At 45.9% G+C, this 26,522-nt stretch carries 23 protein-coding genes, 4 pseudogenes and 1 other annotated feature; of the genes and pseudogenes, 13 read left to right on the top strand and 14 right to left on the bottom strand.

Going from position 1 to position 26,522, the window contains the following annotated elements:
• Nucleotides 1–582: 582 nt before the first annotated feature.
• The 9 genes and pseudogenes from JCM21738_RS25985 to JCM21738_RS24795 all read left to right on the top strand — a co-directional run bounded on the left by JCM21738_RS25985 (nucleotide 583) and on the right by JCM21738_RS24795 (nucleotide 6,749).
• The gene (locus tag JCM21738_RS25985) at nucleotides 583–897 is read left to right on the top strand and encodes a helix-turn-helix transcriptional regulator (protein WP_243463035.1); all 315 of its coding nucleotides are present in this window, start codon (nucleotides 583–585) and stop codon (nucleotides 895–897) included.
• Nucleotides 887–1,494 (top strand): annotated as a pseudogene (locus JCM21738_RS25980) (substrate-binding domain-containing protein). The gene JCM21738_RS25985 and the pseudogene JCM21738_RS25980 overlap by 11 nt, the downstream one beginning before the upstream one ends.
• A 3-nt stretch (nucleotides 1,495–1,497) precedes the next feature.
• Nucleotides 1,498–2,346 carry an ABC transporter substrate-binding protein gene (locus JCM21738_RS14555; RefSeq protein WP_023626529.1) on the top strand — a complete coding sequence of 283 codons (849 nt, stop codon included), beginning with the start codon at nucleotides 1,498–1,500 and terminating at the stop codon, nucleotides 2,344–2,346.
• A gap of 32 nt (nucleotides 2,347–2,378) precedes the next feature.
• Complete coding sequence (locus JCM21738_RS14550) at nucleotides 2,379–3,077, top strand: ABC transporter permease (RefSeq protein ID WP_023626528.1); 699 nt, start codon at nucleotides 2,379–2,381, stop codon at nucleotides 3,075–3,077.
• Nucleotides 3,074–3,796 (top strand): ABC transporter ATP-binding protein, encoded by a 723-nt coding sequence (locus JCM21738_RS14545; RefSeq protein WP_023626527.1) that lies wholly within the window; start codon nucleotides 3,074–3,076, stop codon nucleotides 3,794–3,796. Before JCM21738_RS14550 ends, JCM21738_RS14545 begins: the two co-directional genes overlap by 4 nt.
• A 74-nt stretch (nucleotides 3,797–3,870) precedes the next feature.
• Nucleotides 3,871–4,623 (top strand): (S)-benzoin forming benzil reductase, encoded by a 753-nt coding sequence (locus tag JCM21738_RS14540; RefSeq protein ID WP_023626526.1) that lies wholly within the window; start codon nucleotides 3,871–3,873, stop codon nucleotides 4,621–4,623.
• A 134-nt stretch (nucleotides 4,624–4,757) separates the two neighbouring features.
• Complete coding sequence (locus JCM21738_RS14535; protein WP_023626525.1) at nucleotides 4,758–6,107, top strand: sensor histidine kinase; 1,350 nt, start codon at nucleotides 4,758–4,760, stop codon at nucleotides 6,105–6,107.
• A 51-nt stretch (nucleotides 6,108–6,158) separates the two neighbouring features.
• Nucleotides 6,159–6,461: a hypothetical protein gene (locus tag JCM21738_RS14530; RefSeq protein WP_023626524.1), complete on the top strand. Its 303-nt coding sequence runs from the start codon at nucleotides 6,159–6,161 to the stop codon at nucleotides 6,459–6,461.
• Nucleotides 6,462–6,593: 132 nt separating this feature from the next.
• The gene (locus JCM21738_RS24795; protein WP_023626523.1) at nucleotides 6,594–6,749 is read left to right on the top strand and encodes a hypothetical protein; all 156 of its coding nucleotides are present in this window, start codon (nucleotides 6,594–6,596) and stop codon (nucleotides 6,747–6,749) included.
• 93 nt (nucleotides 6,750–6,842) lie between these two features.
• Here JCM21738_RS24795 and JCM21738_RS14525 read toward each other — a convergent pair whose 3' ends face one another.
• The 5 genes and pseudogenes from JCM21738_RS14525 to JCM21738_RS14505 form a co-directional block, all read right to left on the bottom strand.
• Nucleotides 6,843–7,034, bottom strand: a complete 192-nt coding sequence (locus tag JCM21738_RS14525) for a hypothetical protein (RefSeq protein WP_023626522.1) — start codon at nucleotides 7,032–7,034, stop codon at nucleotides 6,843–6,845.
• An 84-nt stretch (nucleotides 7,035–7,118) separates the two neighbouring features.
• Nucleotides 7,119–8,036: a DUF7916 family protein gene (locus tag JCM21738_RS14520; RefSeq protein ID WP_023626521.1), complete on the bottom strand. Its 918-nt coding sequence runs from the start codon at nucleotides 8,034–8,036 to the stop codon at nucleotides 7,119–7,121.
• A gap of 129 nt (nucleotides 8,037–8,165) precedes the next feature.
• The gene (locus JCM21738_RS14515) at nucleotides 8,166–8,351 is read right to left on the bottom strand and encodes a hypothetical protein (RefSeq protein WP_023626520.1); all 186 of its coding nucleotides are present in this window, start codon (nucleotides 8,349–8,351) and stop codon (nucleotides 8,166–8,168) included.
• 49 nt (nucleotides 8,352–8,400) lie between these two features.
• Nucleotides 8,401–9,776: pseudogene (nagE, locus tag JCM21738_RS14510) on the bottom strand (N-acetylglucosamine-specific PTS transporter subunit IIBC).
• A gap of 291 nt (nucleotides 9,777–10,067) precedes the next feature.
• Nucleotides 10,068–11,273: a membrane-associated sensor domain-containing protein gene (locus tag JCM21738_RS14505; RefSeq protein WP_023626518.1), complete on the bottom strand. Its 1,206-nt coding sequence runs from the start codon at nucleotides 11,271–11,273 to the stop codon at nucleotides 10,068–10,070.
• Nucleotides 11,274–11,460: 187 nt separating this feature from the next.
• Here JCM21738_RS14505 and JCM21738_RS14500 point away from each other — a divergent pair.
• Nucleotides 11,461–12,479, top strand: a pseudogene (locus JCM21738_RS14500) (YeiH family protein).
• Nucleotides 12,480–12,758: 279 nt separating this feature from the next.
• Here JCM21738_RS14500 and JCM21738_RS14495 read toward each other — a convergent pair.
• Nucleotides 12,759–14,171, bottom strand: a complete 1,413-nt coding sequence (locus JCM21738_RS14495; protein ID WP_051391365.1) for an FAD-binding oxidoreductase — start codon at nucleotides 14,169–14,171, stop codon at nucleotides 12,759–12,761.
• A gap of 79 nt (nucleotides 14,172–14,250) precedes the next feature.
• The gene (locus tag JCM21738_RS14490; protein WP_023626515.1) at nucleotides 14,251–15,279 is read right to left on the bottom strand and encodes a ThiF family adenylyltransferase; all 1,029 of its coding nucleotides are present in this window, start codon (nucleotides 15,277–15,279) and stop codon (nucleotides 14,251–14,253) included.
• Between the two features lie 144 nt (nucleotides 15,280–15,423).
• Between JCM21738_RS14490 and JCM21738_RS14485 the strand changes: the two genes are divergently transcribed.
• Complete coding sequence (locus tag JCM21738_RS14485; protein WP_023626514.1) at nucleotides 15,424–17,265, top strand: aldehyde ferredoxin oxidoreductase family protein; 1,842 nt, start codon at nucleotides 15,424–15,426, stop codon at nucleotides 17,263–17,265.
• A 339-nt stretch (nucleotides 17,266–17,604) separates the two neighbouring features.
• On the opposite strand, the gene JCM21738_RS14480 is transcribed toward JCM21738_RS14485, so the two are convergent.
• From JCM21738_RS14480 to JCM21738_RS14470, 3 genes are all read right to left on the bottom strand, one after another.
• Nucleotides 17,605–17,877, bottom strand: a complete 273-nt coding sequence (locus JCM21738_RS14480; protein ID WP_023626513.1) for a MoaD-like domain-containing protein — start codon at nucleotides 17,875–17,877, stop codon at nucleotides 17,605–17,607.
• A 1-nt stretch (nucleotide 17,878) separates the two neighbouring features.
• Nucleotides 17,879–18,151 (bottom strand): ubiquitin-like small modifier protein 1, encoded by a 273-nt coding sequence (locus JCM21738_RS14475; RefSeq protein WP_023626512.1) that lies wholly within the window; start codon nucleotides 18,149–18,151, stop codon nucleotides 17,879–17,881.
• A gap of 84 nt (nucleotides 18,152–18,235) precedes the next feature.
• On the bottom strand, nucleotides 18,236–19,114 hold the full coding sequence (locus JCM21738_RS14470; protein WP_023626511.1) for a selenium metabolism-associated LysR family transcriptional regulator: 879 nt from the start codon (nucleotides 19,112–19,114) through the stop codon (nucleotides 18,236–18,238).
• Nucleotides 19,115–19,275: 161 nt separating this feature from the next.
• Nucleotides 19,276–19,519, top strand: a binding site (T-box leader).
• Between the two features lie 94 nt (nucleotides 19,520–19,613).
• Between JCM21738_RS14470 and brnQ the strand changes: the two genes are divergently transcribed.
• Nucleotides 19,614–20,945, top strand: coding sequence for a branched-chain amino acid transport system II carrier protein (gene brnQ / locus JCM21738_RS14465; protein ID WP_023626510.1), 1,332 nt, complete (start codon nucleotides 19,614–19,616; stop codon nucleotides 20,943–20,945).
• A gap of 238 nt (nucleotides 20,946–21,183) precedes the next feature.
• On the opposite strand, the gene JCM21738_RS14460 is transcribed toward brnQ, so the two are convergent.
• From JCM21738_RS14460 to JCM21738_RS14445, 4 genes and pseudogenes are all read right to left on the bottom strand, one after another.
• Entirely contained in the window at nucleotides 21,184–21,726 is a 543-nt protein-coding gene (locus JCM21738_RS14460) for a GNAT family N-acetyltransferase (protein ID WP_023626509.1), read from the bottom strand.
• 260 nt (nucleotides 21,727–21,986) lie between these two features.
• Nucleotides 21,987–25,102: pseudogene (locus JCM21738_RS14455) on the bottom strand (MMPL family transporter).
• 2 nt (nucleotides 25,103–25,104) lie between these two features.
• Nucleotides 25,105–25,560: a MarR family winged helix-turn-helix transcriptional regulator gene (locus tag JCM21738_RS14450; protein ID WP_023626507.1), complete on the bottom strand. Its 456-nt coding sequence runs from the start codon at nucleotides 25,558–25,560 to the stop codon at nucleotides 25,105–25,107.
• A gap of 148 nt (nucleotides 25,561–25,708) precedes the next feature.
• Nucleotides 25,709–26,158 carry a cell wall hydrolase gene (locus JCM21738_RS14445; protein WP_035209571.1) on the bottom strand — a complete coding sequence of 150 codons (450 nt, stop codon included), beginning with the start codon at nucleotides 26,156–26,158 and terminating at the stop codon, nucleotides 25,709–25,711.
• A 111-nt stretch (nucleotides 26,159–26,269) separates the two neighbouring features.
• Between JCM21738_RS14445 and JCM21738_RS26785 the strand changes: the two genes are divergently transcribed.
• The gene (locus tag JCM21738_RS26785) at nucleotides 26,270–26,407 is read left to right on the top strand and encodes a DUF2188 domain-containing protein (protein ID WP_148296129.1); all 138 of its coding nucleotides are present in this window, start codon (nucleotides 26,270–26,272) and stop codon (nucleotides 26,405–26,407) included.
• The last annotated feature ends 115 nt before the right edge of the window (nucleotides 26,408–26,522 follow it).

Below are 26,522 nucleotides of genomic sequence, written 5' to 3'. Positions count from 1 at the left end.
CGAAAAAATGCACACCATCCTAAAAATGGTGTGCATTTTTACATTTATCAGCAGCCGCCGTCTCCGCCCATCAGGACTAGACCTTCACGATACTCGTCATATTCAAGAGCCATACCTTCTGTATAGTCGACGATATTGGATTCGATTGCGACTTGGATTTCATTGATTACTGTTACATGATCATCTTCTTCCGGCTCCTCCAGAGCCAGGCCAATCTGCGGGCCTCCTCAGCCAAAGCCGCCAAAGTAGACGCGGATACCTGCTGCGTTGCGCTCAGCGAGGATTTCTTTCAAAATGTCGCGCGCTTTATCTGAAATCTGCATTCTCCCTGTTCCTTTCTACATCAATTCTGTCTAATGCTTAGTTTACCATGGTATCTATAAGAAATACACAATACTGCCCGGAGTATTGTGTGAAGGTTATATTTGGAAATCACCAACACAGTATTGGTAAATCCCTACCTAAATTGTGAACATTTTTTTGATAATCTCACAATAAAACCAAACAAAACACAACGAAAACTATACCTTTCTATCAAATATTTTATTATATTTAGTTTATTAAGAAAAGGAGGGAATTCATTTGCAGATTTATACTCCTGATGAAATCGCGGCCATGCTGAAAATTTCTAAGCATACCGTCTATGAATTGATTAAACGTGGTGACCTGTCTGCTTTTAAAGTGGGCAATAAAATGCGTATAGAAGAAAGTGAGTTTGAAAGATATAAAGTCAGTATGTCCGCAAATCCAGTAAGAGCCAAGGAATCAAAGGATCTGCATACCTTGCAGCTGGCAGGCAGCCATGATTTCCTTGTTGAGCAGCTTGTTAAGTACATAGCTTCAGAGGGAACAGGATTATCGATCACTCCCTCCTACATCGGCAGTCTTGAAGGTTGATGATGCTTTACCGTGGCAGCGCGACATTGCCGCAGTACATTTGCTTGATCCGGCATCACAGCAGTACAATCTTCCCTTCATCCGCCAACTGTTTGTCCATGAGCCAATAACGGTGTTGAGACTTGCTCCAGGGAACAGGGCTTGATCGTGGCAAAAGGAAACCCAAAGAACATCAGCGGAGTGAAAGACCTGGCAAGAAGTGATGTCACAATCATCAATCGGCAAAAAGGAGCCGGGACCCGCTTCCTGCTCGATTCCTTTCTTGCCAGTGAAAAACTTGAGCCAGCAGCCGTAAAAGGCTATGCAAATGAGGAATGGACTCACCTGGGTGCTGCGGCACATATCAGCAGAGGAAAAGCAGATGTTGCTTTCGGAATCAGATGTGCGGCGAGCCAGCTCGGGTTGGATTTCATCCCGCTGACGAAAGAACAGTTTGACATCGTGTTCCGCTGGACTCCTGAAAATAAAGGGGCACTACAGCACTTGATCGACCTGATTCAGCTCACCAATTTTAAAGAAAGCATCGCTGACTTCGATGGCTATGATGCTGAGAATTTCGGAAAAATCATATATGGAAACCACTTATCGGAGGCATAGAACATGAAACTCAAACCATTGCTATCTTTTATGATTGTACTCATGCTTGCTATTGTTACTGGTTGTACGGATTCACCTGCAAAGAAAACTTCGGCAAAAAAAGAAAAAACAGACCTGATTCTCGCGACGACAACGAGCACCCAAGACAGTGGATTGCTGGATCTTCTTCGTCCTGAATTTGAGGAGAAGCATAATTATAATCTTAAAATCATAGCGGTAGGTACAGGCCAGGCACTTGAAATGGGAACGCGCGGCGAAGCGGATGTCCTTCTCGTTCACGCACCTGCCGCGGAAGAGGAATTAGTAAAAAGCGGTGATGCGATCAACCGCCAGAAGGTCATGTACAATGACTTCATTCTTGTTGGCCCTTCTGAGGATCCTGCAGGAGTAAATGGTTTGTCCGTGCCAGAGGCCCTGAAAAAAATCACCGATGCAAAAGCAGCTTTTTTATCACGTGGTGATGATTCCGGAACCCATAAAAAAGAACTTGAGCTATGGAAAAAATCTACAATCGATCAGAAAAGTCTCGGTGAAGCATATATGGAATCCGGACAAGGCATGGGTGCGACGCTTCAGATTGCTGCAGAGAAACTAGGCTATACTTTGACAGATCGTGCTACTTTCCTTGCGCAAAAGAAAAACATGCCAGAAACTGAAATTTTAGTAGAAGGTGACGAAAGCCTGCTGAACATTTACCACGTCATGCAGGTCAACAACGAAAAGCATGAAAAAGTGAACGAAGAAGGCGCAAAAGCATTTGTGGAATTCATGATTGCGGAAGACACAAAGAAGATGATTAAGGAATTTGGCGTGAACGAGTATGGTGAACCTCTATTCTTCTTATTTGAATAGGGTCAAATTTTAAAAAGAAAGCCTGATTGCGAATGGATCTTTTACTAGAAGGATTAAAAAAAGCGATAGAAATGATTCTCTCGGGTGACCCGGAGATTCTTGAGATCACCCTGCTCACTCTCAAGGTGTCGATCACTGCTGTCTTGATCAGCACATTGATGGGCATCCCGGCCGGCATGCTTCTTGGTCTTGGCCGCTTTCCAGGCAGGAAGTTCATTCTTGCCCTCGTCAATATCGGCATGGGCCTCCCTCCTGTCGTCGCCGGCCTTTGGATCACTCTTTTCCTGTGGCGGTCTGGCCCGATTGGAGATCTTGCCTGGCTTTACACGCCGACAGCGATCATCATGGCTCAGATATTAGTGTCGCTGCCGATTGTTACAGCGCTGACAAGCACAGCATTCCAGCAGATCAATCCGAAGTTGATTTTGCAGGTGAAGGCGCTTGGAGCGACGAAAATGCAGCTTTACTGGATTTTGATGAAAGAGGTCAAGCTCGCGATTCTTGCGGCGATTATTGCCGGGTTCGGCCGTGTCATTGCCGAAGTCGGTGCTGCAATGATGGTCGGCGGCAATATCAGCGGCGAAACCCGAATTTTGACGACCTCGATCGTTATGGAGGTTTCGAAGGGCAACTTTGACATCGCCATTGCACTTTCGTTCATCCTGATGACTCTGGCATTCATCATTACATTCAGCTTAACTTACTTACAGCAAAGGAAGCGGAGCCTATGATTACTGTCGAAAATCTAGAAGTGAAAGCAGGTAAAAAAGTGCTCCTATCAATTCCCCATTTTGAACTCCAGAAGGGGGAAGTGCTCGGGATCATGGGACCAAACGGCGCGGGAAAAAGCACGTTCATCAAGGCGCTGGCTCTCCTGGAAAAGCCATCCCAAGGTACAATTTTTCTAAAAGGCAAGGACATTACGAACGACTTGTCGCTGGATATGCGCAGAAAATTCGCTGTCGCGATGCAACAACCGCTCCTCCTCGATACAACGGTCTTCCAAAATGTCGCGGTCGGCTTAAAGCTTCGGAAGCTCCCAAGACAGGAAGTGAAACAAAAGGTCGCCTATTGGCTGGAAAAATTCCAAATCAGCTCTCTTGCGAAAAAACATGCGGCACACCTTTCGGGCGGTGAAGCACAACGAGTTAATCTGGCAAGGGCAATGGTGCTTGAGCCTGAGGTGCTCTTTCTGGATGAGCCATTCTCAGCCCTTGACTTTCCCGCCAAAGTCCAGTTATTGAAGGATATCAAAACCATCATCCAGCAGACAAACACGACGACTGTTTTTGTCAGCCACGATCTTATGGAATTGAAGTTCCTCGCAGATACGCTGGCAATCCTGATGGATGGGGAGCTTAGCCAAACTGGCCCTACTGCGGAAGTGTTGGCATCTCCCAATGCTTCCACCTCCGGGTTCATCAATGATTGGCAGAGCCTTCTCAATTAATTTTTTTGTCAGTGTGGCCAAAAAGCAAGCTGACTTTACTTTTGAAAGAACCTTACTTAAAAGGAGTGTTTAAAATGAAATACGCAATAATTACAGGTGCATCACGGGGACTTGGGGCATCTGCGGCACAACACATGCTGGCAGAGGGAATCCATGTGATTTCCGTTTCCCGAAAAGAAAACAGCAGTTTGAAGCAGGCTGCGGAAAAAGCCGGAGCCGGCTATACCCATCACAGCTGCGACCTCAGCTCTGATGTCCAGTTCCAAAGTGTTTTAACTGCAATTGCAAGTGATATTTTTAAAAATGCGGAAACTGTCTATGTCATCAACAATGCCGGAGTCATCGAACCGATTGAAGTGGCCGGGGAGCTTGATGCGTCTTTGGTCCAGACGAATGTCCAGGTCAATCTGACGGCACCAATCCTGATCAGCAATTTATTTTTACAAAAAGCAAAAGAAACCGGCACCAGAGTCATCATCACGAATGTAACCTCCGGTGCTGCTGAGCGGCCAATCCAGGGCTGGAGCATTTATTGCAGCACAAAAGCCGCTGTCAACATGTTCACAATGACCGCCGGCCTTGAGCTTGAGAGCAACGGAAGCAGCAGCAAGGTCATCGCCTTCAGCCCGGGAATCATGGATACCGACATGCAGGTGACTATCCGTTCTTCCTCGGAGGAATCTTTCGCTGATGTTAATACATTCAGGAATTACAAAGAAAGCGGCAGTCTTCGCAGTCCCGATACTGTTGCTGGAGCGCTTGTAAAATTAGTACTGGCTGAAAATCTCGAAAACGGGAAGATTTATAAGGTGAATGACTTACTGTAAAAAAGCCCAACCAAGATGGCCGAAATATTTATGAAGTCATAAGGCGAAGGAGCACTGCTTCTTCGCTTTTCTGCTCTGTTTCTGGATACTTTTTTAGTATGATGTAGGTAAGATTGATCATGGGAGTGGCATAAATGGATCGGATTTCTTTTAAAATCGGGGCAGTTTTTTTCATAACGATATTGCTGGCCGAAGGTGTGTTATTCTACTATCTTCACTCTTCTATCATCCATTCAAGGATCGACGAGGAGCTGGTTTCCCTGCAAACGCGCGGCAATAATCATCGTGATATTCTGGAAAATTCCTATTCTCAGGAAACAATCCACCATATCACGACAATGGAATCGAGAACGGACACCCATGTTGTTATCACTGATCAAACAGGAGCAATCGTTTCTTCTTCCGTACCGGCCGATGACTCGATGCAGGACATTATATCTGAAACACCTGAAGATGTTCGGAGGACGGGGTTGATTTTAGAAGACGACTGGCAGGACAAGCAATATATTGCGTCGGTAAGCCCTCTGGAGAACGACGGTGCTGTTTATATGTTCAAAAACACCCAGAGGGTCCAGAGCCTGATTGCCAAGCTCAACAAGCATTTCTGGCTTGCCGGAATCCTGCTGCTGACCTCAATGGCCGTGATTACGCTCTTCCTGTCCAGATTCATTACTAAGCCCGTCATTAAGATGAATGAAGCGACTTCAAAAATCCGCCAGGGAGATTATTCTGTCACACTGCCCCGCCGCGGAAACGATGAATTGGGCGAGCTGGCAGAATCGATTCAGGTGCTTGCTGATGACCTAAGCCACATGAAGCGGCAGCGGAATGAGTTCCTTGCGAGCATTTCACATGAATTGCGCACACCGCTCACATATATAAAAGGATATGCGGACATCGCGGGTAAGTCGGGAATAACCTCTGATGACAGAAACCAATACCTGCAAATCATCCACGAAGAGGCAACCAAGCTTTCCGGTCTGGTAAAAGGGTTATTTGACCTCGCTAAATTGGATGAGAACACTTTTACCATCCAAAAAGAACCTTTGGAACTCTGTGCATTCATGCGGGGAATTCACTCAAGGATGGCACCATCTTTTACCGAAAAAAAAATGGCGCTTAATCTTGTCTGTCACGGGGAAGTCTATATCGAAGCTGACCCAGTCCGCTTTGAACAAATTATCATTAATTTGCTGGATAATGCCAGAAAGTATTCAGAAGAAGGAACTGCAGCGACAATGCAGGTTTTTAAAAAGAATGGGCATATCCATATCACCGTCATGGACGAAGGAAAAGGTATTCCTGAAGAAGACCAGGCGTGGGTTTTTGACCGTTTTTACCGGGTAGACAAGTCACGGTCGAAAGCTTTGGGGGGTTCGGGCCTCGGACTTGCGATCGTAAAGGAACTTGTAGAAGCGCATGGTGGGAAAATTACGGTTCGCAGCGAGCTGGGCAAAGGAGCTACGTTCGAAATAATTCTTTGAGTGGTTTTAAATGCCTGAAACATGGAATACATAACTAGAGGGGTGATGTCATTGAAACGAGTTAATTCGTTAGTGGAAATTGTTGAAGCTGTGAAGAAAGAACGCAATGGCAATAAAGTCCTGATCAATCAGCACGAAACCTCACGCTCCGCTGTCACTCTGGGTGACGAAGATACTGAATCCGGCACGAGGCTCCATGTAAAAGCTGTGCTGGATAACTCTCTCTACTACTCTGAGGTTTTTACAGATGGCACGCTGTATGAGGAAGCGAACGGGCTGATCCAGGAGTTGAAAGGCCTCGCGGAGGTTGAGTTAGTGAGCGAAGAAGATATTGACCGGTCCATTGAAAAATAAGTTTTTTAAGGGCAGCTGAATGCAAGCTGTCCTTTTATTTTTCAAGATTAACTTCTGGTTAAAATGTTTTTACATATTGCCACCCTTTTATCGGGAAAACTAGCATAGTACTCACTATAAGGAGGGCTTTCAATGACGAAAAAGTTCAATAAAGGCAGCAAAAATCAAAACTCCCCTAAGCTTGGTAACCAGATGGCCGAGTTTTCCGGTGAATTGACGAGCGGTGACAACAGCAAGGGAAACAAACACAACAAAGACCAGAGTGACAAGACAGACCGTCATCATTAAAGAGCTTTTGCATAGGCGGAAGCTTAAAAAGAGTTTTTGCCTAAGTGGAAGCTATAAACGTTCGTGAAAAAGCCGGCATACAATTGCCGGCTTTTAGTCCATATCAGTCAGAATGGCTGTCTGGTTATTAAGGTTTGCTGGGTCTACTCCGTTGCTTTCATTTTCATCGTAAAAAGCGTCCTGGATTTTCATGTTCGCTTCTGCTGTTTCCATTTGCTCTTCTTCAGAACTTGGATTGACAGGCTTTGCTTTTGGATCGATATTGACAAACTTGTCCTTTTCCATGTTGTATCCCTCCTGCTGTTAGTATCAGCGTTAGACTTTACTTTTACCCAAATTATAGCTGATACCAACTTGAAAATTCAGGAATTATCTCTGCACAGAGGCTGCCATCCGGACATAAGTATGACGTTTGCCACGTACGACAATCGAATACGCCATTATGTTTTCCGGAGAAGCGATGCCTGCTGCCCCTGCATCACCGATATGGTAAAGATCCGCACCGGCCATCTTGCTGTTCAGGGCGATCTGTTTGATTGTTTGTTCATCCGCCCCTTCCTGGCTTGTACCGGTCGTCAGGATGGCGAGCGCTCCTTTTTGGTGAACGAGCTCCACAAGCTTCGAAGTTTTTTCAACCGTGAAACCTGGTACTGTGCCTGGCGACGGAATCAGGATGATGTCCGCCCCCGCCTCTACAAACCTATGCAAGGTTTCTTCCGTCATCATTGAGCTTCCCGTCTCGCCTGCCACCCCTGCGCCATGCATTTTCCCCGCAATGATCAATCCTTCTGGACCGAACGCTGCCCGTGCTTTTTCAATTACTTTCGTAATCTCGGCATTCGTCACGCCAGTTTTTGGGTTGCCTGTCAAGCAGACGAAATCAAAGCCAAGCTCCTTCGCTCTTTTAAGCGAAGCATCGGTGGCCATCCTTCCTTCAGGCAGCTGCTGCAGTGCCTCAAGCTTGTCCGCCTGGAAATCGACCGGCTCAAGGTTCAGGCCAACAGGACGGCCAACCAGCTTCTTTAATTGGCGGACCACTTCAGCCGGCCCCGCTTCCGGCAAGCTCTCGATAAAAGGATTCCTCACATCGAAAAAGTTCAGCAGGATAAGGTCGGCGCCGAATGCCGCTGCCAGTTCCGCATTTGTCACAGCCGGATAAAGCGGCGAGAATGCCCCGATGACCTCAGATAAAATCGTCCGCCCCTCCGAAGCGATGATCGCCTTTTTCAAATCCTGTCCCGTCATTTGGTCAAAATCAGATGCAGTGCAGTCCAGTAAACGTTTCATTGAATATCCCTCCATTTATGTACAGGTCCAATTTCTCCATTTAGATAGCCTGTAAAAAAGACCTGGCGGTGTAACACCGCCAAGTCTGTCTTTCTTATTTAGTATAAATTTTTACACTTAGATTAGTGTCTAGCTACGGCTCCTAACTCCTCGAGACGTTTGTCTAGTGTCGCCTCCTAGAAACTCCGAAACTTCAACTCCGCCGGCAGAAGCAAAAAGCGCTTCTTTGTCGGAGTCTCCAGTTTCTGTGTTTCTGGGCAGTCGGCTATACTTTTCGATTTCGGTCCTGCCAATGAAGTCAAAGAGCGACTTCACTGGCAGGACCTCCAACGCTTGTCGGAGTTGGGCAGTCGCCTCCGCTTTTCTATTTCCTCTTCATTTCATTGGACAAAAATTCTACATCGGTTCCTACAATGACTTGAAGGTCTGTTTTATTAAGCTTCAACACACCTTTTGCGCCAAGCGCTTAAGTTCCGCTTCATTTACTTTTGCCATATCCTCTACTTTTAAACGAAGGCGGGTTACGCAGTTGTCCAGTTCCTTAAGATTGCTTTTGCCGCCTAATGCTGCAAGGTAATGGTCTGCAAGCTCTGCGTAATTGCCTTTTGACGCGCCGCTTTCCGTGAACTCGCCCTCAACTTCGTCTTCCCGTCCTGGCGTCTTGAGGTCAAGCTTGATGATCAGGAAGTAGAAAATCACGAAATACAGTACTGCGTACACGAGCCCGACACCGAGCAGCAGCAATGGCTTTTGCGCGATTCCGTAGTTCAGGACAAAGTCGATTGCACCAGCTGAGAACCCGAAACCATGGTGGATGTCGAGCATGTAGGTAATCGACATGGACAATCCAGTCAATACAGCGTGAATTCCGTAAAGTACTGGAGACAGGAACATGAACAAGAATTCGATTGGCTCGGTGATCCCTGTCAGGAATGATGTGAAGGCCAAACCGATAAGCGCTCCTGCAGTAGCCTTCTTGCGTTCCTTTTTCGCTGCGGCAATCATCGCGAATGCTGCAGCTGGAAGACCGAACATCATGACTGGGAAGAAACCGTTCATGAAGATACCGGCTTTAGGGTCACCTGCGAAGAAACGATTCAGGTCGCCTTTTACAATATCCCCTGCTGCATTCGTGAATTCACCAAATTCAAACCAGACAAGAGTGTTCAAAACATGGTGAAGGCCCATTGGAATCAATAAACGGTTCAGGAAACCGAATACGCCTACTCCAACTGCACCTGCACCGACAATCCATTCACCGACATTGTTAATGCCTGTCTGAATTGGCGGCCAAACATAGCCGAAGATACCTGCTAAAATAATCATCACCAATGAAGTAATGATTGGAACAAAACGTTTGCCACCGAAGAAACCGAGCCAGTCTGGCAGCTTAATATCGTGAAAACGATTGTAAAGCAAACCGGCGATTACCCCGGATAAAATCCCGCCAAGCACCGCCATATTGATGCTTTCATTGACAGCACCCGCACCCTTTGTCAAAACAAAATATCCAATCGCACCAGCTAGACCGGCTGCACCGTGCCCATCCTTCGAAATACCAACGGCAACACCGATAGCGAATAATAGTGCAAGATTGGCAAAAATCGCGTCACCTGCCGCAGAAATAAAAGCAATATCCAATAAGTCCGGCTGCCCGAGACGCAGCAATAACGCAGCTGCAGGTAAAACAGCGATTGGAAGCATCAAAGCCTTCCCGATTCTTTGTAAAAATCCTAGCACCTTCAACACCTCTTCCGTTATAATTGTAAATGCTTACATTTTCAGGAACATTGTAGAAATTTGTAAACATACACCCAGTTTAACACTTCGATTCCCTAAATAATATCCTGAAAAAAGACTATTTTTAACATTTTGACTTCAGAAGTCCCGGCGCTCCCTTCCTGAGTATGTCACCCTCGTAATCGGACAGCTGATACTTATAGCTTATTCGCCGTTTTTTATAAAATTCCTTTCGGCAATTGGAGGCAATGGCGAAACAAAAAACCTGCATTTCTGCAGGTTCAATTACGTTTACAAAGCATTGGCCTTCGTACTTCTGGAACAGCGCTCCAGCCGTGAATACTTGACGATTCCCATAACGGCTCCGGCTATCTCCACTACCTCGCCATTGGTCATAACAGGCATGAGCGATATCGCATACGTTTGTCCGCCAATATCAATTTCAAAGACAATCTTCTCATTATTTTTCCAGACACATTCATAGTACCTTTCAATTCTCCCCGCCTTATCGGGCAGGAATTCATCGAGTGTCTTTCCATTGATTTCATTCGGGGTGAAGCCTAAATCATTCAGCAGCCCGCCTCCAACAATGTCGTGGATGAAGTCATCACCCTGCTTTGACAGCTTGAAAATGATTCCATAATGACTCTGGATCATCTCCTCACTCTTCCGCCACATTTTTTCATGAGGATCCTTCAGGAAGCTGTCGTCCGCAATCGTCGAGAAGTAGAACCCCCTCATGATAAAAAAGTAACCAAGCGCCTTGTATAGATGACCGGTGAAATTGTCGATATCATAAACGCTCTGGTAAATCGTGAAAACGAGTTCCGATAAAAACAGAAACGTGAATGCCAGTGCTACATACAGATGCTGGCCCTTCTTGCCTTCATTGTAAAAGTAAAGCGAAATGACAATTGAGATGAAGTGCAGGAAACTGACACCGTATTCTATTAGGTTTTTTAACATGGTTGTCCCTTTGCCTTCAATGACGAGCAGCGGAAGGCTCTGTTCATACCTGAAAATCACGAACATAATGACTCCGACCACTGCAGTGCAAACTGCCAGATAGATGCGTCTTGGATCCAGCAGCAGCTTCCGTTCGGGCAGGACGAGTACCAGCACGATCAATATTGACTCAATGCTGCGGGCAGTGACCCAGAACCATGTCGCCTTCGCGATGGAGCTTTCAGTGATAAAAAACGGCATTCCCTGGAATGTGAGTGTGTGCAATAAATCGATCATCCCGACTATGAAAAATAAAAAGCTCAGCATCAGGATTTTCCTGGACCGCGAGAAGCCGAACGCTTTCCAGCCGTATGAGAATATCGAAAAAGAAACGGCAATGCTGAAAAATTCTAAAATCGTATGGATGGCAATATAATTTTCAGGGCTCAAATAGGACGAAAGGTCGGCATGATAGAGATGGATCACCATCAAAAGCATGACCGCAGCTACAATATATGTAAGAAACCTTCCCTCCGACATGCTCTTCTCCATTTTGCTCACCTGCTTAGGGAGGATATTTAGATACCTACATTATAAGCACCATCCAATACCCCTGCTCAGCTTACATATAGCCGTTTTGTGAATATTGACAATTCAGGAAAGATACACATATGGGTTTTGCTATTTTTCTTTTATTGAGTAAAGTGGTAGTTAGAAAGATTTTAAGGACGTGTAATAAATGAACATCAAAGATTTACTGCCTCGTTTTACCATGCCCGTCATCAAGGGGATTTTATTAACTCTGGCACTTGCGCTCGCGGCCCGGTTGATTGCCGGCCTGCCATTCTTTTCAATCATGGGCCAGCTTGTCATTGCATCATGCTGGGAATGATATGGCGGGCGTCTGTCGGAGTGAACAGCGGCCTGTTGGAGGGTGCTTCTTATTCCAGCAAAAAGCTGCTCCGCCTCGGAATCATATTGCTTGGATTCAGGCTGAATCTGTATGATATTTACAATGCCGGATCGACGGTATTTTTAATCGCATTCGCGAATCTTGCGTTTGCCCTGGTCGTCGTCTATGGATTGAGCCGGCTTTTCAAGGTCGAGAAAAGGCTAGGCATCCTTACTGCCTGCGGAACAGCGATTTGCGGAGCAGCCGCAGTCGTCGCCATCGCGCCAGTCATCAAGGCCAATGATAAAGAAACCGCTGTAGGTGCAGCCAATGTGGCTGTGCTCGGAACGATTTTCACGATTCTTTATACCTTGATCTTCTCGTATCTTGACTTGAAAGCACTCGAATATGGTGTTTTTGCAGGAGGTACCCTGCATGAAATCGCCCATGTCGTCGCTGCAGCCGACCCGGCTGGACAGGCTGCCCTCGACCTCGCCATTATCGTAAAACTGACTAGAGTAGCGCTGCTTGTTCCGGTAGCTATTTTAATAGGGTTCTTTATCCAGCGGAAGGAAACCAGTGACGCCGATCAAAAAATGACGCTGTCTACCCTACCGATTCCATGGTTCATCCTTGGATTCCTTGCGGTGAGTGCGTTCAATACGACAGGAGTTATCAGCGAGGGAGCTGCGTCTGCCATCGTCAGTTTTGCCTACTTGCTCATCGGCATGGCAATGGCAGGACTCGGATTGAATGTCGACTTTACAGCATTCAGGCAAATGGGAGGAAAAGCATTATCAGCAGGCCTTGCTGGATCTGTGCTGCTTTCGGTGTTTGGGTATTTGCTGGTTCGGATTTTTGTTTAGGAAATTGTGAAGCAGAGCATTATCAATCAATAACCGTTGAGTTTTATCCACTTTGAAGGTGAACGTTTTACCATTAAATTGGAAAAAGTAGTGATTTTCATTTAAAACGTAGTGATTAGGATAGAAATCGTAGTGATTTCCATCTAAAACGTAGTGATTAGCTCTAAAAACGTGGTGATTAATCTCTTCATTGTAGTTATAGCTCCGATTTTTATAGTGATTACAGCCCAAAACCATTCTTAACACCAAATAAAGCTGCCGATCGCAGCTTTATTTATCTTAATCTATAAAAATCTTCCCAGGATTCAAAATTCCGTTCGGATCAAGTGTTTTCTTGATGGATTTCATGACTTCATAGGCAGCGCCGTGCTCAAGTCGCTGGTATTTCGCTTTTCCAAGCCCTACTCCGTGTTCTCCGGTGCAGGTACCGCCGCGCTTCAGTGCGTAGTGGACAATTTCTTCATTGATCCGTTCGCCTTCTTTAATCTCTTCAGGATTTTCCTTATCCATCAGCAGTAACACGTGGTAATTACCGTCTCCGACATGGCCGACGATTGAGCCTTCTATCGAAGAAGCATCGATCAATTCACGGGTGTGAAGGATCGCGCCGGTCAATTCAGAAACCGGGACACTGACATCTGTCAGCATGATGCTTTTTTTGCCGGCTGTGTGCTTATAGGCGTAAAGAAGATTATGCCTTGCTTCCCAAAGCTGGTTGCGTGCTTTTGAGTCAGCCTCGAATTGGAAGTTCGCGCATCCATGATCCTTCAAAATCTCAGTCGCAAACTCAACATCCTGGGCCAGTCCTGCTTCGTTGCCGTGGAATTCCATGAACAGTGTCGTGCTTTCTTCGTAATCCGTTTCCATATATTCATTCACTCTTTTAACGGATTCAGCATCGACAAATTCTATCCTTGCTACGGGAATGCCGCCGGCTAAAATGCCGACAACAGCGCCGACTGCATTTTTCACAGAAGGAAATACTGCTCTTGCAGCCGTAATCGCCTCTGGGATGCCATATACTTTCAGCGTTAGTTCAGTGATGACACCAAGCGTTCCTTCCGAACCGACAAACATGCCGTTCAGGTGGATGCCTGATGAAGATTTCGCGGCAAGGCTGCCGGTATGGATGATATCTCCGTTCGCGAGCACAACCTCAAGGTCCCTGACCTGGTCGCGCATGATGCCGTAGCGGACAGAGGTCGTGCCGCTCGCATTCGTTGCCGCCATCCCGCCAAGCGTCGCATCTGCACCTGGATCTACGGTGAAAAACAAGCCATACTTCTTCAGCTCTTTATTCAGAACGGACCTTGTTACGCCAGGCTGGACTTTTACGAGAAAGTCACTTTCCTTCACTTCGGCGATCAATTTCATCTGGGAAAGGTCGAGAGATATCCCGCCATTCACCGGGATGACATGGCCTTCCAGACTCGTTCCTAAGCCGAACGGCACGACAGGAATTTTGCGCTCGTTCGCAAATTTCAGCACCTTGCTGACGTCCTCTTTATTCCGCGGGAATACAACAACATCCGGCAGGCGTGGTTCGTGATAGGATTCATCCCGGCCGTGAAGCTCCAGTATAGTTTCATTCACAGTTACAAGTTCCTCACTTATGACTTTCTTCAACTCATCTATGTAGCCTGCCAATTCAATCTCCCCTTTTAAAAAAGTTATGAACCTAGATTTCTCCATATCAGAATCTTGCTTTTACCGTATCATACATTATGAACCGATGTATCTCGCATAATAGAATTTAGCTTTTACCGTATCATCAAGAACCCAGGTATCTCGCATAATAGGATTTTGCTTTTACCGTATCATTCGTGCCATGTACAAGCACTCGCCCATCCTGGAAAATGACCATCGTGATTTCTTCATCCGGCATGAAGCGCAGCAAAAATGGATTGCCTTTGACCTCGCCATTATTTTTCAGGCGGGCAGCGAGTTTCTCCAGGTCCTGCTTCGTTTTCTGACGAGGATTGATTTGGATTGTGTTGCGGCCGCACAAGGATGCATAATTGATCTGCTGTTCTGATGAACGGTCCAGAAATTCGTAATTGTGGTGGACACATGCCGGACATTCCGAATTGCGTCCCTGGCTGATGTCCATTTGCAAAAACGAGTTGTACCAGATATCCATCTGTTCAAGATTCGGATTCGACTCTGCCCCTACGAGGAGCTTGATTGCCTCGACTGCTTCGAAGGATCCAATGATATCCGTGATCGGTGAAAGCACACCGATGCTGTCGCATGTCTCTCCCAGTCCAGCAGGAACGGATGGGAACAAACATCTATAGCAAGGGGTCTCCCCCGGTTTGATGGCGGCAAACATCCCACGTGAACTGACAGCGCCGCCATAAACCCACGGAATGCCATGTTTGACGGCAACATCATTTATGAGATAACGGGCCATGAAATTATCAGTTCCATCAACAATTACATCAAAGCCTGCAAGCAGGTCCTCTGCGTTATCGAGCGTCAAATCAGCGATGATCGGCTCTACTTTTACCTCAGAATTGATCTTTTCCAGTTTTTTTTCAGCGGCAATGACCTTCGGCAGGTTTTCGCACGCATCATCCTCATCATAGAGAGTCTGGCGCTGGAGGTTCGAAAGCTCCACCAGGTCACGGTCGATGATGCGGACATGTCCGACACCTGACCTGACTAGATGATTCGAGATTACAGTACCCAGCGCGCCCATGCCGACGATGACGGCAGAACTTTTCAATAGCTTCTCCTGCCCTCCACTTCCAATTGGCTGGAATAATATCTGGCGAGAATAACGCTCCATCTCTTTCATTCATATCCCCTCACTTCTAATTAGATTATATCTTTAAATAAATCTTTTTTTAGGTTGAATTTTCACTATACTTAAGATTAAGAGGAAAATAGGCCTCTTGTATTATATTTATCCATACTAAATGAAAGAGGTGGATTAGTTAAGATGAATTTCGGGGGATTTAAAAACAAGGAAGTAGTAGTTGACTTGACAAATGGCACTGTCGATTACCGAGGCATCAATGAAGACGATGTCAAAAAGTATATCGGCGGCCGCGGTCTTGGGGTTAAGTATGTTCTTGACAACGGACCTGAAGTAGAGCCGCTATCTGAAGAAAACATCCTGTGCATCATGACAGGACCTGTAACGGGTTCACGTTCTTCGATGAGCGGGCGTCTTGCAGTTGTGACAAAGTCGCCATTGACTGGTACGGTTACTGACTCACACATGGGTGGATGGACAGCAGCTCGTTTGAAGTGGGCTGGCATTGATAACGTGATCTTCAAAGGTAAGAGCGACAAGCCGGTTTACCTTTACATTGAAGATGGCCAGGCAGAGATCCGCGACGCTTCTCAATTGTGGGGATTGAGCACGCGCGCGACTGTACAGTCTTTGAAGGATGCACATGGCGAAGAAAATCTAAGCGTCATGACAATCGGCCAGGCTGGCGAAAACGGCGTACGTTTTGCCGGTTTCATGAACGAGCATGACCGTGCTGCAGGACGCGGCGGTACTGGTGCGGTTGCAGGCTACAAGAAATTGAAGGCAATCGTCATCAAAGCTGCTCAAAAAGGCAATATGCCTGAGCCGGCACAAAAAGATGATTACAACCAGGCGAACAAGAAAGCGGTTAAAGCGATTCTTGAAGGCGGCCTGACAGCTCCTAACAAGGGCGGCTTATCCGTATATGGAACAAACGTCCTTACTAACTTGATCAATGAAGTGGGAGCGCTTCCAACACGCAACTCTCAATTGACACACTGGGATGAAGCTGAAAAGCACTCCGGCGAGTGGGTAAACGAGCATCTGCTTGTTGCCAACAACACATGCCACGCTTGCCCGGTTGGCTGTAAGATTGAAGTTGAAGTTAAGGAAGGGAAATATAAGACTCGCGTTGAAAGCTTTGAGTTCGAATCTGCATGGGCACTTGGTGCGAACAGCGGATTGAGCGACTCTGAAGCAATCGCATACTTAATCGACATCTGCAACGAATACGGCATGGATACAATCGAGCTTGGGCACGCAATCTCTGTGACAATGGAAGCCTATGAAAAAGGCATCGTTGACCAGAAGCTTGATTGGGGCGACGCTGACGGCATGATCGAAATCGCTCGCAAAATCGCATTCCGTGAAGGCTTCGGCGGCATCCTTGCTGAAGGTCCTGCACGCGCGACTGCTGCATGGGGCGTTCCTGAACTGTCTATGTCAGTTAAAGGCCAGTCCATCCCGGCTTACGATCCACGCGGTATCCAGGGTATCGGCCTTGGCTATGCGACAAGTAACCGTGGTGCCTGCCACCTTCGCGGCTACACGATCGCATCTGAAATCGCCGGCATTCCTGAACCAACCGACCGTACAGTAGCAGAAGGCAAAGCTGAGCTTCTGAATGTATTCCAGAACCTGCTTTCATTCTCTGACTCTATGAATATATGTAAGTTCTCTTCTTTCTCTGAAAATGCCGAGCATTATGCTGAACAATACAGCACCATGACAGGCATCCCGATGACAGCTGATGATGTCATGCTTGCAGGAGAAAGAATCTACAACCTTGAGCGTTACTACAACAACCTAGCCGGCTTCAACAAGCGTGAGGACGACTTCCTGCCAAAGCGCTTCACTGAAGAAGCTGCTTCAGGCAACAGCGAAGGACTTGTTTCCCGCATGGATATCATGCTTGATGACTATTATAATATCCGTGGATGGAAAGATGGCGTTGTTACAGAAGAAAAACTTCGCGAACTAGGCATCATTGGCGAAGAAACAGCTCCAGCTACAGAAGAAGTTTAATAGCTTTGAAGAAAACCAGGCGATTTTGCCTGGTTTTTTTTAGTTTGATAGACTTGAATAAAGCGGATGGAGCAACTTGGTCGAATTAAATGAATATGTGGTCGAATTATTTTAAAATCCGCCAAATAAATTCGAAATGTGGTCGAATTATCTTGAAATTCGCCAATAAAATTCAAAATGTGGTCGAAATCTTCTAAAGCGAGCTTCATTTAGGTTTAAATATCCCTTTCTATCTGTGTGTTAAACGATATTTAGCATCATTATTCGTAATTTAAGCATGAAAATAATCGTTTCATAGAAAAAATAAAAGGTTCCGGCAATCATATGCCGAAACCTTCGCTACCCGCCTACCCGGGTTGTTTTATAACGGTAATTTTTAATCAGCTGCTCGAGCTCATCCAGGCTTTCCGCCGCAAATCTAATATGTACGGCATTGACGATGAATGTTTTTGTAAAAGCAAGCTCTTCCTCGCTTAAAATTTCCGCTCTCCAGCTGTCTGTTTCATACACAAACGGAAAGGTAGCGGTTACGAGCCTGCCGCCCAGTTCTTCAAAATACATGCCAAGATGGTCCCTGTTGATTCCGCGGAATTCTAGTATTCTATCAACCATATCAGCCACCGGCAACCGGAGGAAACAGCGCAAACTGGTCGCTTTCTTTTACATGCGTTTCAAGTTCTTGATCATGTACGATGTTACGGCCATTGATATAGACATGTACAAATGGCTTGAGCGTCTTTTCTTCTGTATAAATTTCTTCGTGCAAAGCCGGGAACATTTCGCACATTTTATCAAGCACATCCATTACCCGGTTCCCATCAGGCTTCACTTCGACGGTCACACCTCCGCAAATCTCCCGGAGGTTCGCAAAAACCCTAACCTGCATCCCAACAGCCCCTTTCTGCTTAACATAATAATAAATTGAAAAATGAAAAATGTCATTATCTCTTTCAGTCCGGACCCTTCACTCTTAATCGACGATTTCTGAAAACTGTCTGATGATCGGCAGATTTTTAGCATCTATGTTGGTCACGAGATAAAATTCCCGCTCGTATGGTTCGAAAGTATCGATGATTTTAATGCGCCCAGCTCTTTCTGCAGGCATAGCCGCCAGCCCGGAAATAAAACTGATGCCCAGCCCTGCTTCAACCGCAGCGATGACGGATTCGGTACTTCCAATCGATACAGCAACTTTCAAATCTTCAAGCGACAGTCCTTTTTCGGCTAAGTAACGCTCCATCATTTTGCGTGTGCCCGATCCTTCTTCACGAAGGACGAAATCATATTGTTGAATTTGCGAAAAATCTGCTGATGACGCATGGACTAATGGGTGATCTTCTGGCGTGACCAAAACTAGCGAATCAACGGCAACCGAGTTGCTTTTTAACAATCGGGATTCGACCTTCATCCCAATTATTGCAGCATCGATTTGGTGGTTCTGCAGTTTATCAAGAGTCTTTTTCGAATCTCCAATTTCGATTTTGACATCCACCTTTGGAAAAAGGCTGCGGAACTTTTTAACCCAGCCAGGAAGCAAGTAAGTTCCAGGAATGGTACTCGCACCAATTGTCAGTGTGCCTGTCAGGGTTCCCAGGAATTCACCAAGTTCGCCCTCAAGCATCCTCCACCGGTTGGAAATATCCTTTGCCGCTGTATAAACAAGCATTCCTGCTGGCGTCGGCCTGATTCCTGCCGCTCCCCTGTCAAGCAGTTCGAATCCGAGCTCATCTTCAAGGCTTTTGATTTTCAGGCTGACAGAAGGCTGTGAGCTTTTGAGCGCGGACGCTGCTTCGGAAAAACTATTCTTTTCGACAACCATAATAAAGGCGTCAAGTTTTTTAAGATTCATGTTATTTCTCCATCTGATTTTCCGACTTTATATATTAATTTTAATATATGAATGGCTATAACTGGACAAGATATTTATTATCTTTAATTTACCATCCAAATAGTATTGACATATTATTATCTGAATATTAATATAGTTCTTGTAAATATATTTTACAATAATAAAAATTGATGACGAGAACACGTCCTTTATGGAACCTGATCCCCAGAGAGCCGGTGATTTGCTGCAACCCGGTGTTCAGATTATAGAGGAACATCATCTCTGAGATGCAAAGCTGAAACCTAGTTGCAGTAAGCTTTTGCCGGCTTGTCCGCCGTTAAATGGAACACGTATGATGGTACGTTGATGAGAGCCGCATGTTTGTGCGGAATCAGGGTGGTAACGCGAGCGCAACTCGTCCCTATTTTCAGGGCGAGTTTTTTTGTTTTTCATTTTATAACATTCCGTTCCAAATTTCCTATACTCTCAGTGCCAAAATTATTTTAGGAGGAGAAAAAGGATGGGAAGCTTAAGGGGTAAAGAAACACTCACAATCGGTCTGATGTTATTTGCATTATTCTTTGGGGCAGGGAATCTAATTTTCCCCCCGTTCCTGGGGCAGGAAGCTGGAGAAAATTTTTGGCCAGCGATGCTTGGTTTTGTTGTAACGGGAGTTGGACTGCCATTATTGACGGTTGTTGTCATTTCAATGGCTAAGGATGGATTAAAAGAAATCGGGTCAAAGGTTCATCCTTTATTCGCAGTCCTTTTCAGCACTGCTGTTTATTTGTCAATCGGGCCTTTCTTCGGTATACCAAGAAGCGCCAATGTCGCTTTTGAAATGTCCGTTAAGCCGTTCCTTGGGGAATCCGGAGCAAATTCCCTGGCACTCTTACTGTTTACGTTAGTCTTTTTCGCACTCGTTTACTGGGTTACGTTAAACCCTTCAAAAATGGTTGAGCGGATTGGCAGCATCCTGACGCCTGTTTTGCTTGCTGCGATCGTCTTGCTGGTGCTTGGGAGCTTTTTCAAGCTGGACGGATCTCTTGGAGAAGTATCTGAAAAATATGCGGCAATGCCATTCGCTACGGGTTTCCTTGAAGGGTACCTGACAATGGATACAATCGCTGCATTGGCATTCGGAATCATAGTTGTCGGCGCTATCCAGCAGAAAAAAGAGCTGGAACGCAAGCAGGTTGTAAGGGAAACATTGAAAGCTGGCATTATCGCTGGCATTGGACTCGCTTTTGTATATGTAACTGTCGGCCTTCTGGGAGCTAAAATGGCCTCGGTTGGCGAATACGAAAATGGCGGTACGATTTTAACAGAATCGGCAAAGCTGATGTTCGGGGCACCTGGCATGCTGCTGCTCGGCTTGATTGTAACGCTTGCCTGCTTCACAACGGCAGTTGGCCTTGTAGCAGCGACAAGCCAATTTTTCGCCAAGATGATGCCAAAGGTACCTTATAAGACCTACACACTCATTGTGACATTGGTCAGTTTATCGATCGCGAATCTTGGCCTTAACCAGATCATTTCGATTTCGGTACCCGTGTTGATCGTTCTTTATCCGATCACAATCGTACTTGTCATCCTATCCTTCCTGGACCGTTTCTTCAAGGGAGCACGTGGAGTCTATGTCGGGGCGGTGTTTGCAACCACACTTGTTAGCGTAGTTGACGGTTTGAAGACATTCGGAGTTGAATCAGAAGCTCTGGCATCACTTTTAAAATCACTGCCGCTTTATGCGGAGGGATTGGGCTGGCTTCTGCCTGCGCTAGTTGGCGCACTTGCCGGATGGGTTTTTGACAGGCTGATATCGTCTAAAGAGTTAAAGACAGCATCAGAGTAAAAGGAATGAAATGGACCAGGCATGGAATATGCCCGGTCCATTTTTTTATAAAAGGCTGTTTTCGTAAAGAGTGTTGTTAAAATCCTAAAGCCGATTTTAACGTCAATATACGGCCATTTTGCAGGTCGGTATTAAGTTTGCATGCTCTTTTCTCACAAAAGTGTCAACTTTACGAAGAAAAATAGGTCATTAAATTCTATTTTGTAGTCAAATAGCAACAAAGTTTGAGAAAAGAGCCTTATAAAAAGATTTCTTCCCACTCTGACCGCAGGATTCCCATATTGATCCGATCGTAAATCTTGCCATCACGATGGACTGCTTGTCTGATCCTGCCCTCGATTTGAAATCCGGCTTTTTGATAAGCACGAATCCCCCGTTCATTATATTCGATGACGTCCAGCCCGACGCGGCTCAGGTTCAGTTCGTGGAAGGCATAACGAAGGATTAGCTGCAATGCTTCGGACCCGTATCCTTTACCTCGATCATTGGCGCTGCCGATGCCCATTGCAAGCATCCCTGCCCTGTTATTCCATTCGATGCTGTGGATGACGATAAATCCAATCAGCCTGTCATCTTCAATAGTCCTTAAGCGGAAATAAAAGCTGTTCGAACCAGGATCACCCTCACCTTCAAAATGTTCAACCGGGCGCGGTATCGCAATATCTGTATCAACATTTCTCAGGTACTCCGGATCTTCATCCCAGGAAGCGATGATTTCTGTATCTCCTTCCCTTTTAGCTGTAAGCTTTAGCGTTTGTCCGCGAAAAATATTTGTTGTCATTATTTTTTCTCCTATTCTAGTATTAATTTCACCTCTTCATCTGAAAAAAACAAATTATATATACGCAATATTCTATCCCCTTTAAGCTTGATATTTCCATCTTATGGTTTCTGGAGGTTATAGGCAATAAAAATTTTCACCTGTCAGATTATCGATGCGGAGTGGAGGGCTGCTAACAGTAGAAAAAGGCAGCCACAATGTGGTCTGCCTCTATTGTATGTGCTTTTTTTAATACAGTATTACTTCGAAATCAGCTTTGCCTACGCTCGTTTAAACGGCCACCAGTTTGCTTCCCCGAAGTTCTTCACCAGTACCGGATGAACAGCGGCAGCATGATGAAGGCGTATAAGAACAATCCTACCAGGAGAATCGATGCGATTTGCAGCAGTGACATCATTCCTGATGGCATCATCGCCGCGAATGTACCGCCGAGGATGATGGCTGCAGAAATAATGACTGTTCCCATCTTTTTCATCGACAGCAGCATCGCTTCAGAGATTGATAGATTCTTATATTCGTTGAAACGGTCCATCAAGAAGATGCTGTAGTCTACACCTAGGGCAACAAGGATGACAAAGGCAAAGAACGGTACTGCCCAGCTAATGCCAGAGTATCCAAGGATATCAACATAGATGACCTCGTTGACAGCCATTGCCGTATAATAAGTTAAAATCAACGAGCCGATAATGTAGATTGGCATGATGATCGAACGGAACAGGAACACGAGGATGATTCCAATTCCCAGCAGCATCAAGATGACCGTACGGGAGTAATCCTGGCCGGACATCGTATCAAGGTCTGCGTTCGTGCTTGTGATGCCGCCAATTGCCACATCTGCGTTCTCAAGCTTCGTACCTTTCGTTGCACGCTCGACTGCTGCCTCGATCTCAGCCACCTGTGCCATTGCTTCATTTGAATAAGGATTCGCTTCAAATATGACATCCAACGTCATGACTTTACGGTCGTTTGACATATACACATCAAATACCTGGGTGAAATCCTCGCTCTCAAGAACATCAGCCGGCAAATAAAATCCGTTGGAATCCGATTGAGCCAGCCCATCCAAGTATTCCTGCGCAGATCCAAGACCTTCAGCTACCTGGTTCAAGCCATCGGTACTCTGACTGAGACCGTCTGTGAGCTGGCTCAACTGACCTCCAAGACCGCCAAACCCTGCAAGCAGTTGCTGCTGTCCGGCGTTTATTCCAGTCAAACCATTCGTTAACTTAGGGAAATTGTCGACAATTTGTCCCTGTCCGTCAGCAAGCTGATTCAATCCCGCCTGTTGCTGCTCGATTCCGTCGATGAGCTGCTGAAGTCCAGGTCCGAAATTAGCTTGCTGTACAAGGGCTCCGGCGAAGGCTTCGTTTGCCTGGGCCATGCCGCCAGAAATAAGCGCGAGATTTCGGTTTAATTCATTTATACCATCAGATGCTCCAGCTAATTTTTCCTGGTAAATACCCAGTGCATATTTTAATTGCTGGTAGTTTTCATCTGCCTGTAAGGTAGCATCCCTATTTTCCAAATAGCCAAATAGTTGGCCATTTTTTTCAGAGATTCCATCAGATAGCTGAGCAACACCAGCGCCAGCTTCCTTATAGCCAGCCTCAAGCTGTGCCAGACCTGTCTGCATCTCGACATATTTACCCTGAAGCTGTTGGTATCCAGCCAGCAATGCCTCGGCTCCCGCCTTAGCTTCGGCCAACCCGGCCTGAATCTGGTCAGAGCCCGCAGATCCCTGACGGATGCCGTTTTCAATTTTTGCGAGGTTGGTCTGGATTTCACCAAGGCCTGACTTGATTTCGGTCGTGCCATTGATTAACTGGTTGATGCCATCTGCTGCGCCTTCCAATTCTGGAGCTGATTTTGACAGCTTAGATTCAGCTCCCTGAAGGCCTTCACTGATTTTATCCAGACCTTCTTTTCCTTCCCCAAGGCCGGAACCAAGGTTTCTGCCTGCTTCGAGACAAAGAAGTCTTCGATCGGTTCACCGGTTGGTCTTGTGACCGAACGCACTGTATCAACGAGGTCAACCTTTTCCAATTCGGAGCTGATATTTTCTGCCAGCTCGATGTATTCAGCCGAATCCATTCTCTCGTCATTTTTCAAGATGACCTGTGTCGGCATTGATTCACCAGGTCCAAAGCTGTCGGCAATGGCATTGAATGCATTGATTGAGTTCACATCGCCGCTGATCTCATCCAATGAGTTATAGCTTAGCTCCCCGTCATAGGCAAACAGGAACGGTACGCATACCGCCGCTACAATCAGGAGGCTGAGGAATGGGCGGGCCAGTGAAAAGCTGCCGACCGTTCCCCATAACTTGCTTTCACCATGTTCGGCGCTTTGTTTAGAAGGCCAGAATATCTTTTGTCCTAATACGGCCATAAAAAATGGGACAATAGTGAATAATCCAAGCAAAAGCATCGCGACACCAATCGCAACCGCAGCAGCAGATTGATACAGAATGAACTGTGAGAATCCTATCGCCGCGAAGCCGATCATAACAGCTACACCGCTGAAAAATACAGTACGTCCAGCGTTCTTGTATGTTGCGACAATCGCCGACGGTACGCTTTCATGATGTGTCATCTCTTCCTTAAAACGGCTTAGCAGCAAAATACAATAATCGGTCCCGATCCCGAACAGAACGGCCACGAGGAAAATCTGTGTATAGTTCGAAAGCGGGAAATCGAATTGATCAACAAGCATCGCTACGATGGATTGTGAAACAAGGTATGACATCCCTACCGTCAATAACGGAATTACAGGTGCAACAACTGACCTGAACACAAGCAATAACACAACAAGGATAAAGACCACCGTAATTCCTTCTGTCTTCTTCAGCCCTTCTTCAGAGCTGCTCATCAAATCCTCATTGATGAGCCATTGACTTGTGTAATAATGATCCACCTTAACGTTTTCGATTGTTTCATAAAGCAGCTTGCTGACCTCGCTCGGTTCACGGTCATTCCAGTTTACCGTAACCGAAGTCAGGATCGATTTCCCATCATCAGAGACAAGCTGATCCTTCAAACTCTCTTCATTAAAATGTGTCAGGATATCGGTGATCCCGATTTCCTCGCTATTTTTTTCAAGTTCGGAGATTGCTCTCTCCGCTTCCTTGATTTCTTCCTGTGTCAATTTCTTTTCACTATGGAAAACAAGTGCGACCTGGGTATCATCCCCTCCGCCTTCTTGTTTCCTTACGTCATCCATGATTTTACCAGCCAATGTTGACGAGTACTCATCAGGCACAGTGATCTGCTTTTTCCCTGACAAGTTCAGCCATATTCGGCGCAGCCATGAACAGACCTGCAGCAACCAAAATCCATGCGATGATAACAAACCATTTTTGTTTAATGATAAAGTTCACGTTTATTCCACCTTGCTCTTTCTATCTGTTAAAATTTCATTCAGTTTCTCGTAAGTCTTCAAAAACTGGACGATTTCATCTTGATCAAACTTTTCTATAAACGATCCTACCAATGCCTGGATCCGTTCCTCCGTCTTCAGGAACAATTCATCTCCCTTTTCGGTCAAAGAAAGGTACACGAGGCGTCTGTCATTTTCATCCCGTGTCCTTAGAATCAGCCCTTTTTCCCACAGCCGGGTAATAATCGCTGTGATTGCACTTTTTTTGACATCGAAAACTTCTGCCAGCTCAGAGGAAGTACAAGTGCGAACCTTGTTGATATACCGCAGTGTATAGTGCTGGTCATTCGTCAGGTCAGAACCTATTTCACCCTTGATCAGCCCCTCGGCAATCTTGTTTACCGAAAATGAAACATGGATATAATGGTCAACTAAATCCTTGATCGATTTATCACACATGCTTATATATTCACCCCGCCAATCTTATTCGATTATTTAACTGTTCAACAGTTTAACTATTAACTTTTTTAACTTTAATCCTAATTACTCCCTGTGTCAATATGAAAACAAAAAAGACTGCCGTATAGGAATCAGGCAGTCCTGTTGTTCAGAAGGTATTATAAATATTAGCACACTCTTCACCTGTTGGTTCATAAAAGCAGTGAAGCTTGAACCGGCCTACATGAGGCTGATTGTACCATGTTGGGGGACAATCTCCTGGCGGACGGAAATACCACAGGCTAAACTTTGAAGGCCAGAGCCTCTCCCCTTTAAGCGCACGCCTTGCGAGCCTTTTCTCAGACTCTCTTGCCCGCTGATAAAAATAACCCTTTTGTGTTGCTTCAAAAGCGTGTTCCTGATAAATCATCTGCGGAACGGTCCTTAACCCCTTAAAATCAGAACAGTTCGCACGTATCCGGTTGATCCCTACATTTCCCACCATCAGCATTCCCTGCTGCCCTTCACCCTCAGCCTCTGCTCTCAACAATCGGGCCAACAGGTCGACATCAGCTCCGTATGCTTCACTACTGCCATGGCAAAACCTCCACCATCGGATTCTCAATACATAGTTTAATAACCCTCCTGCTTCCGGGCTACACTCCTTCACTGTAAATCCTATTATTCAATAGCTTGGACTATACGGGTTTCTTGTTCTTTTGCATAACATATCCTCTTTGCGCTTACGACCGACTCAAGATCCGAAGCTGTATGTGAAGCAAAACGAATGGCTGAAGAAGCTGGAACGATGGCTTACATTCATGATGAAGATGGGAAGATTGAGGATCAGTTTAAATATAATAACTAGCGGATATTTTAAGCAGGACGTTAGAATTTACTCAAATGACAACTGTCTCTAACAACCTATAAGAAAAGCGCAAGCGCTTGGTCAGCCCCGACAAGCGTTGGAGGGCCGTCCGGTG

This window comes from Mesobacillus boroniphilus JCM 21738 (assembly GCF_000517385.1).
Classification (GTDB): domain Bacteria; phylum Bacillota; class Bacilli; order Bacillales; family Cytobacillaceae; genus Mesobacillus; species Mesobacillus boroniphilus.
This window is presented reverse-complemented; position numbering and strand designations above follow the sequence as displayed.

Excerpts from the sequence above, each read along its gene's own strand:
- JCM21738_RS14525 (WP_023626522.1), bottom strand. The coding sequence starts at position 7,034 with ATGGAAAAGGACAAGTTTGTCAATATCGATCCAAAAGCAAAGCCTGTC.
- brnQ (WP_023626510.1), top strand. The coding sequence starts at position 19,614 with ATGGGAAGCTTAAGGGGTAAAGAAACACTCACAATCGGTCTGATGTTA.
- JCM21738_RS14475 (WP_023626512.1), bottom strand. The coding sequence starts at position 18,151 with ATGCAGGTTAGGGTTTTTGCGAACCTCCGGGAGATTTGCGGAGGTGTG.
- JCM21738_RS14485 (WP_023626514.1), top strand. The coding sequence starts at position 15,424 with ATGAATTTCGGGGGATTTAAAAACAAGGAAGTAGTAGTTGACTTGACA.
- JCM21738_RS14470 (WP_023626511.1), bottom strand. The coding sequence starts at position 19,114 with ATGAATCTTAAAAAACTTGACGCCTTTATTATGGTTGTCGAAAAGAAT.
- JCM21738_RS14490 (WP_023626515.1), bottom strand. The coding sequence starts at position 15,279 with ATGAAAGAGATGGAGCGTTATTCTCGCCAGATATTATTCCAGCCAATT.
- JCM21738_RS14505 (WP_023626518.1), bottom strand. The coding sequence starts at position 11,273 with ATGGAGAAGAGCATGTCGGAGGGAAGGTTTCTTACATATATTGTAGCT.
- JCM21738_RS14450 (WP_023626507.1), bottom strand. The coding sequence starts at position 25,560 with ATGTGTGATAAATCGATCAAGGATTTAGTTGACCATTATATCCATGTT.
- JCM21738_RS14520 (WP_023626521.1), bottom strand. The coding sequence starts at position 8,036 with ATGAAACGTTTACTGGACTGCACTGCATCTGATTTTGACCAAATGACG.
- JCM21738_RS14480 (WP_023626513.1), bottom strand. The coding sequence starts at position 17,877 with ATGGTTGATAGAATACTAGAATTCCGCGGAATCAACAGGGACCATCTT.
- JCM21738_RS14555 (WP_023626529.1), top strand. The coding sequence starts at position 1,498 with ATGAAACTCAAACCATTGCTATCTTTTATGATTGTACTCATGCTTGCT.
- JCM21738_RS14550 (WP_023626528.1), top strand. The coding sequence starts at position 2,379 with ATGGATCTTTTACTAGAAGGATTAAAAAAAGCGATAGAAATGATTCTC.
- JCM21738_RS14540 (WP_023626526.1), top strand. The coding sequence starts at position 3,871 with ATGAAATACGCAATAATTACAGGTGCATCACGGGGACTTGGGGCATCT.
- JCM21738_RS24795 (WP_023626523.1), top strand. The coding sequence starts at position 6,594 with ATGACGAAAAAGTTCAATAAAGGCAGCAAAAATCAAAACTCCCCTAAG.
- JCM21738_RS14545 (WP_023626527.1), top strand. The coding sequence starts at position 3,074 with ATGATTACTGTCGAAAATCTAGAAGTGAAAGCAGGTAAAAAAGTGCTC.
- JCM21738_RS14495 (WP_051391365.1), bottom strand. The coding sequence starts at position 14,171 with ATGGAGAAATCTAGGTTCATAACTTTTTTAAAAGGGGAGATTGAATTG.
- JCM21738_RS14460 (WP_023626509.1), bottom strand. The coding sequence starts at position 21,726 with ATGACAACAAATATTTTTCGCGGACAAACGCTAAAGCTTACAGCTAAA.
- JCM21738_RS14535 (WP_023626525.1), top strand. The coding sequence starts at position 4,758 with ATGGATCGGATTTCTTTTAAAATCGGGGCAGTTTTTTTCATAACGATA.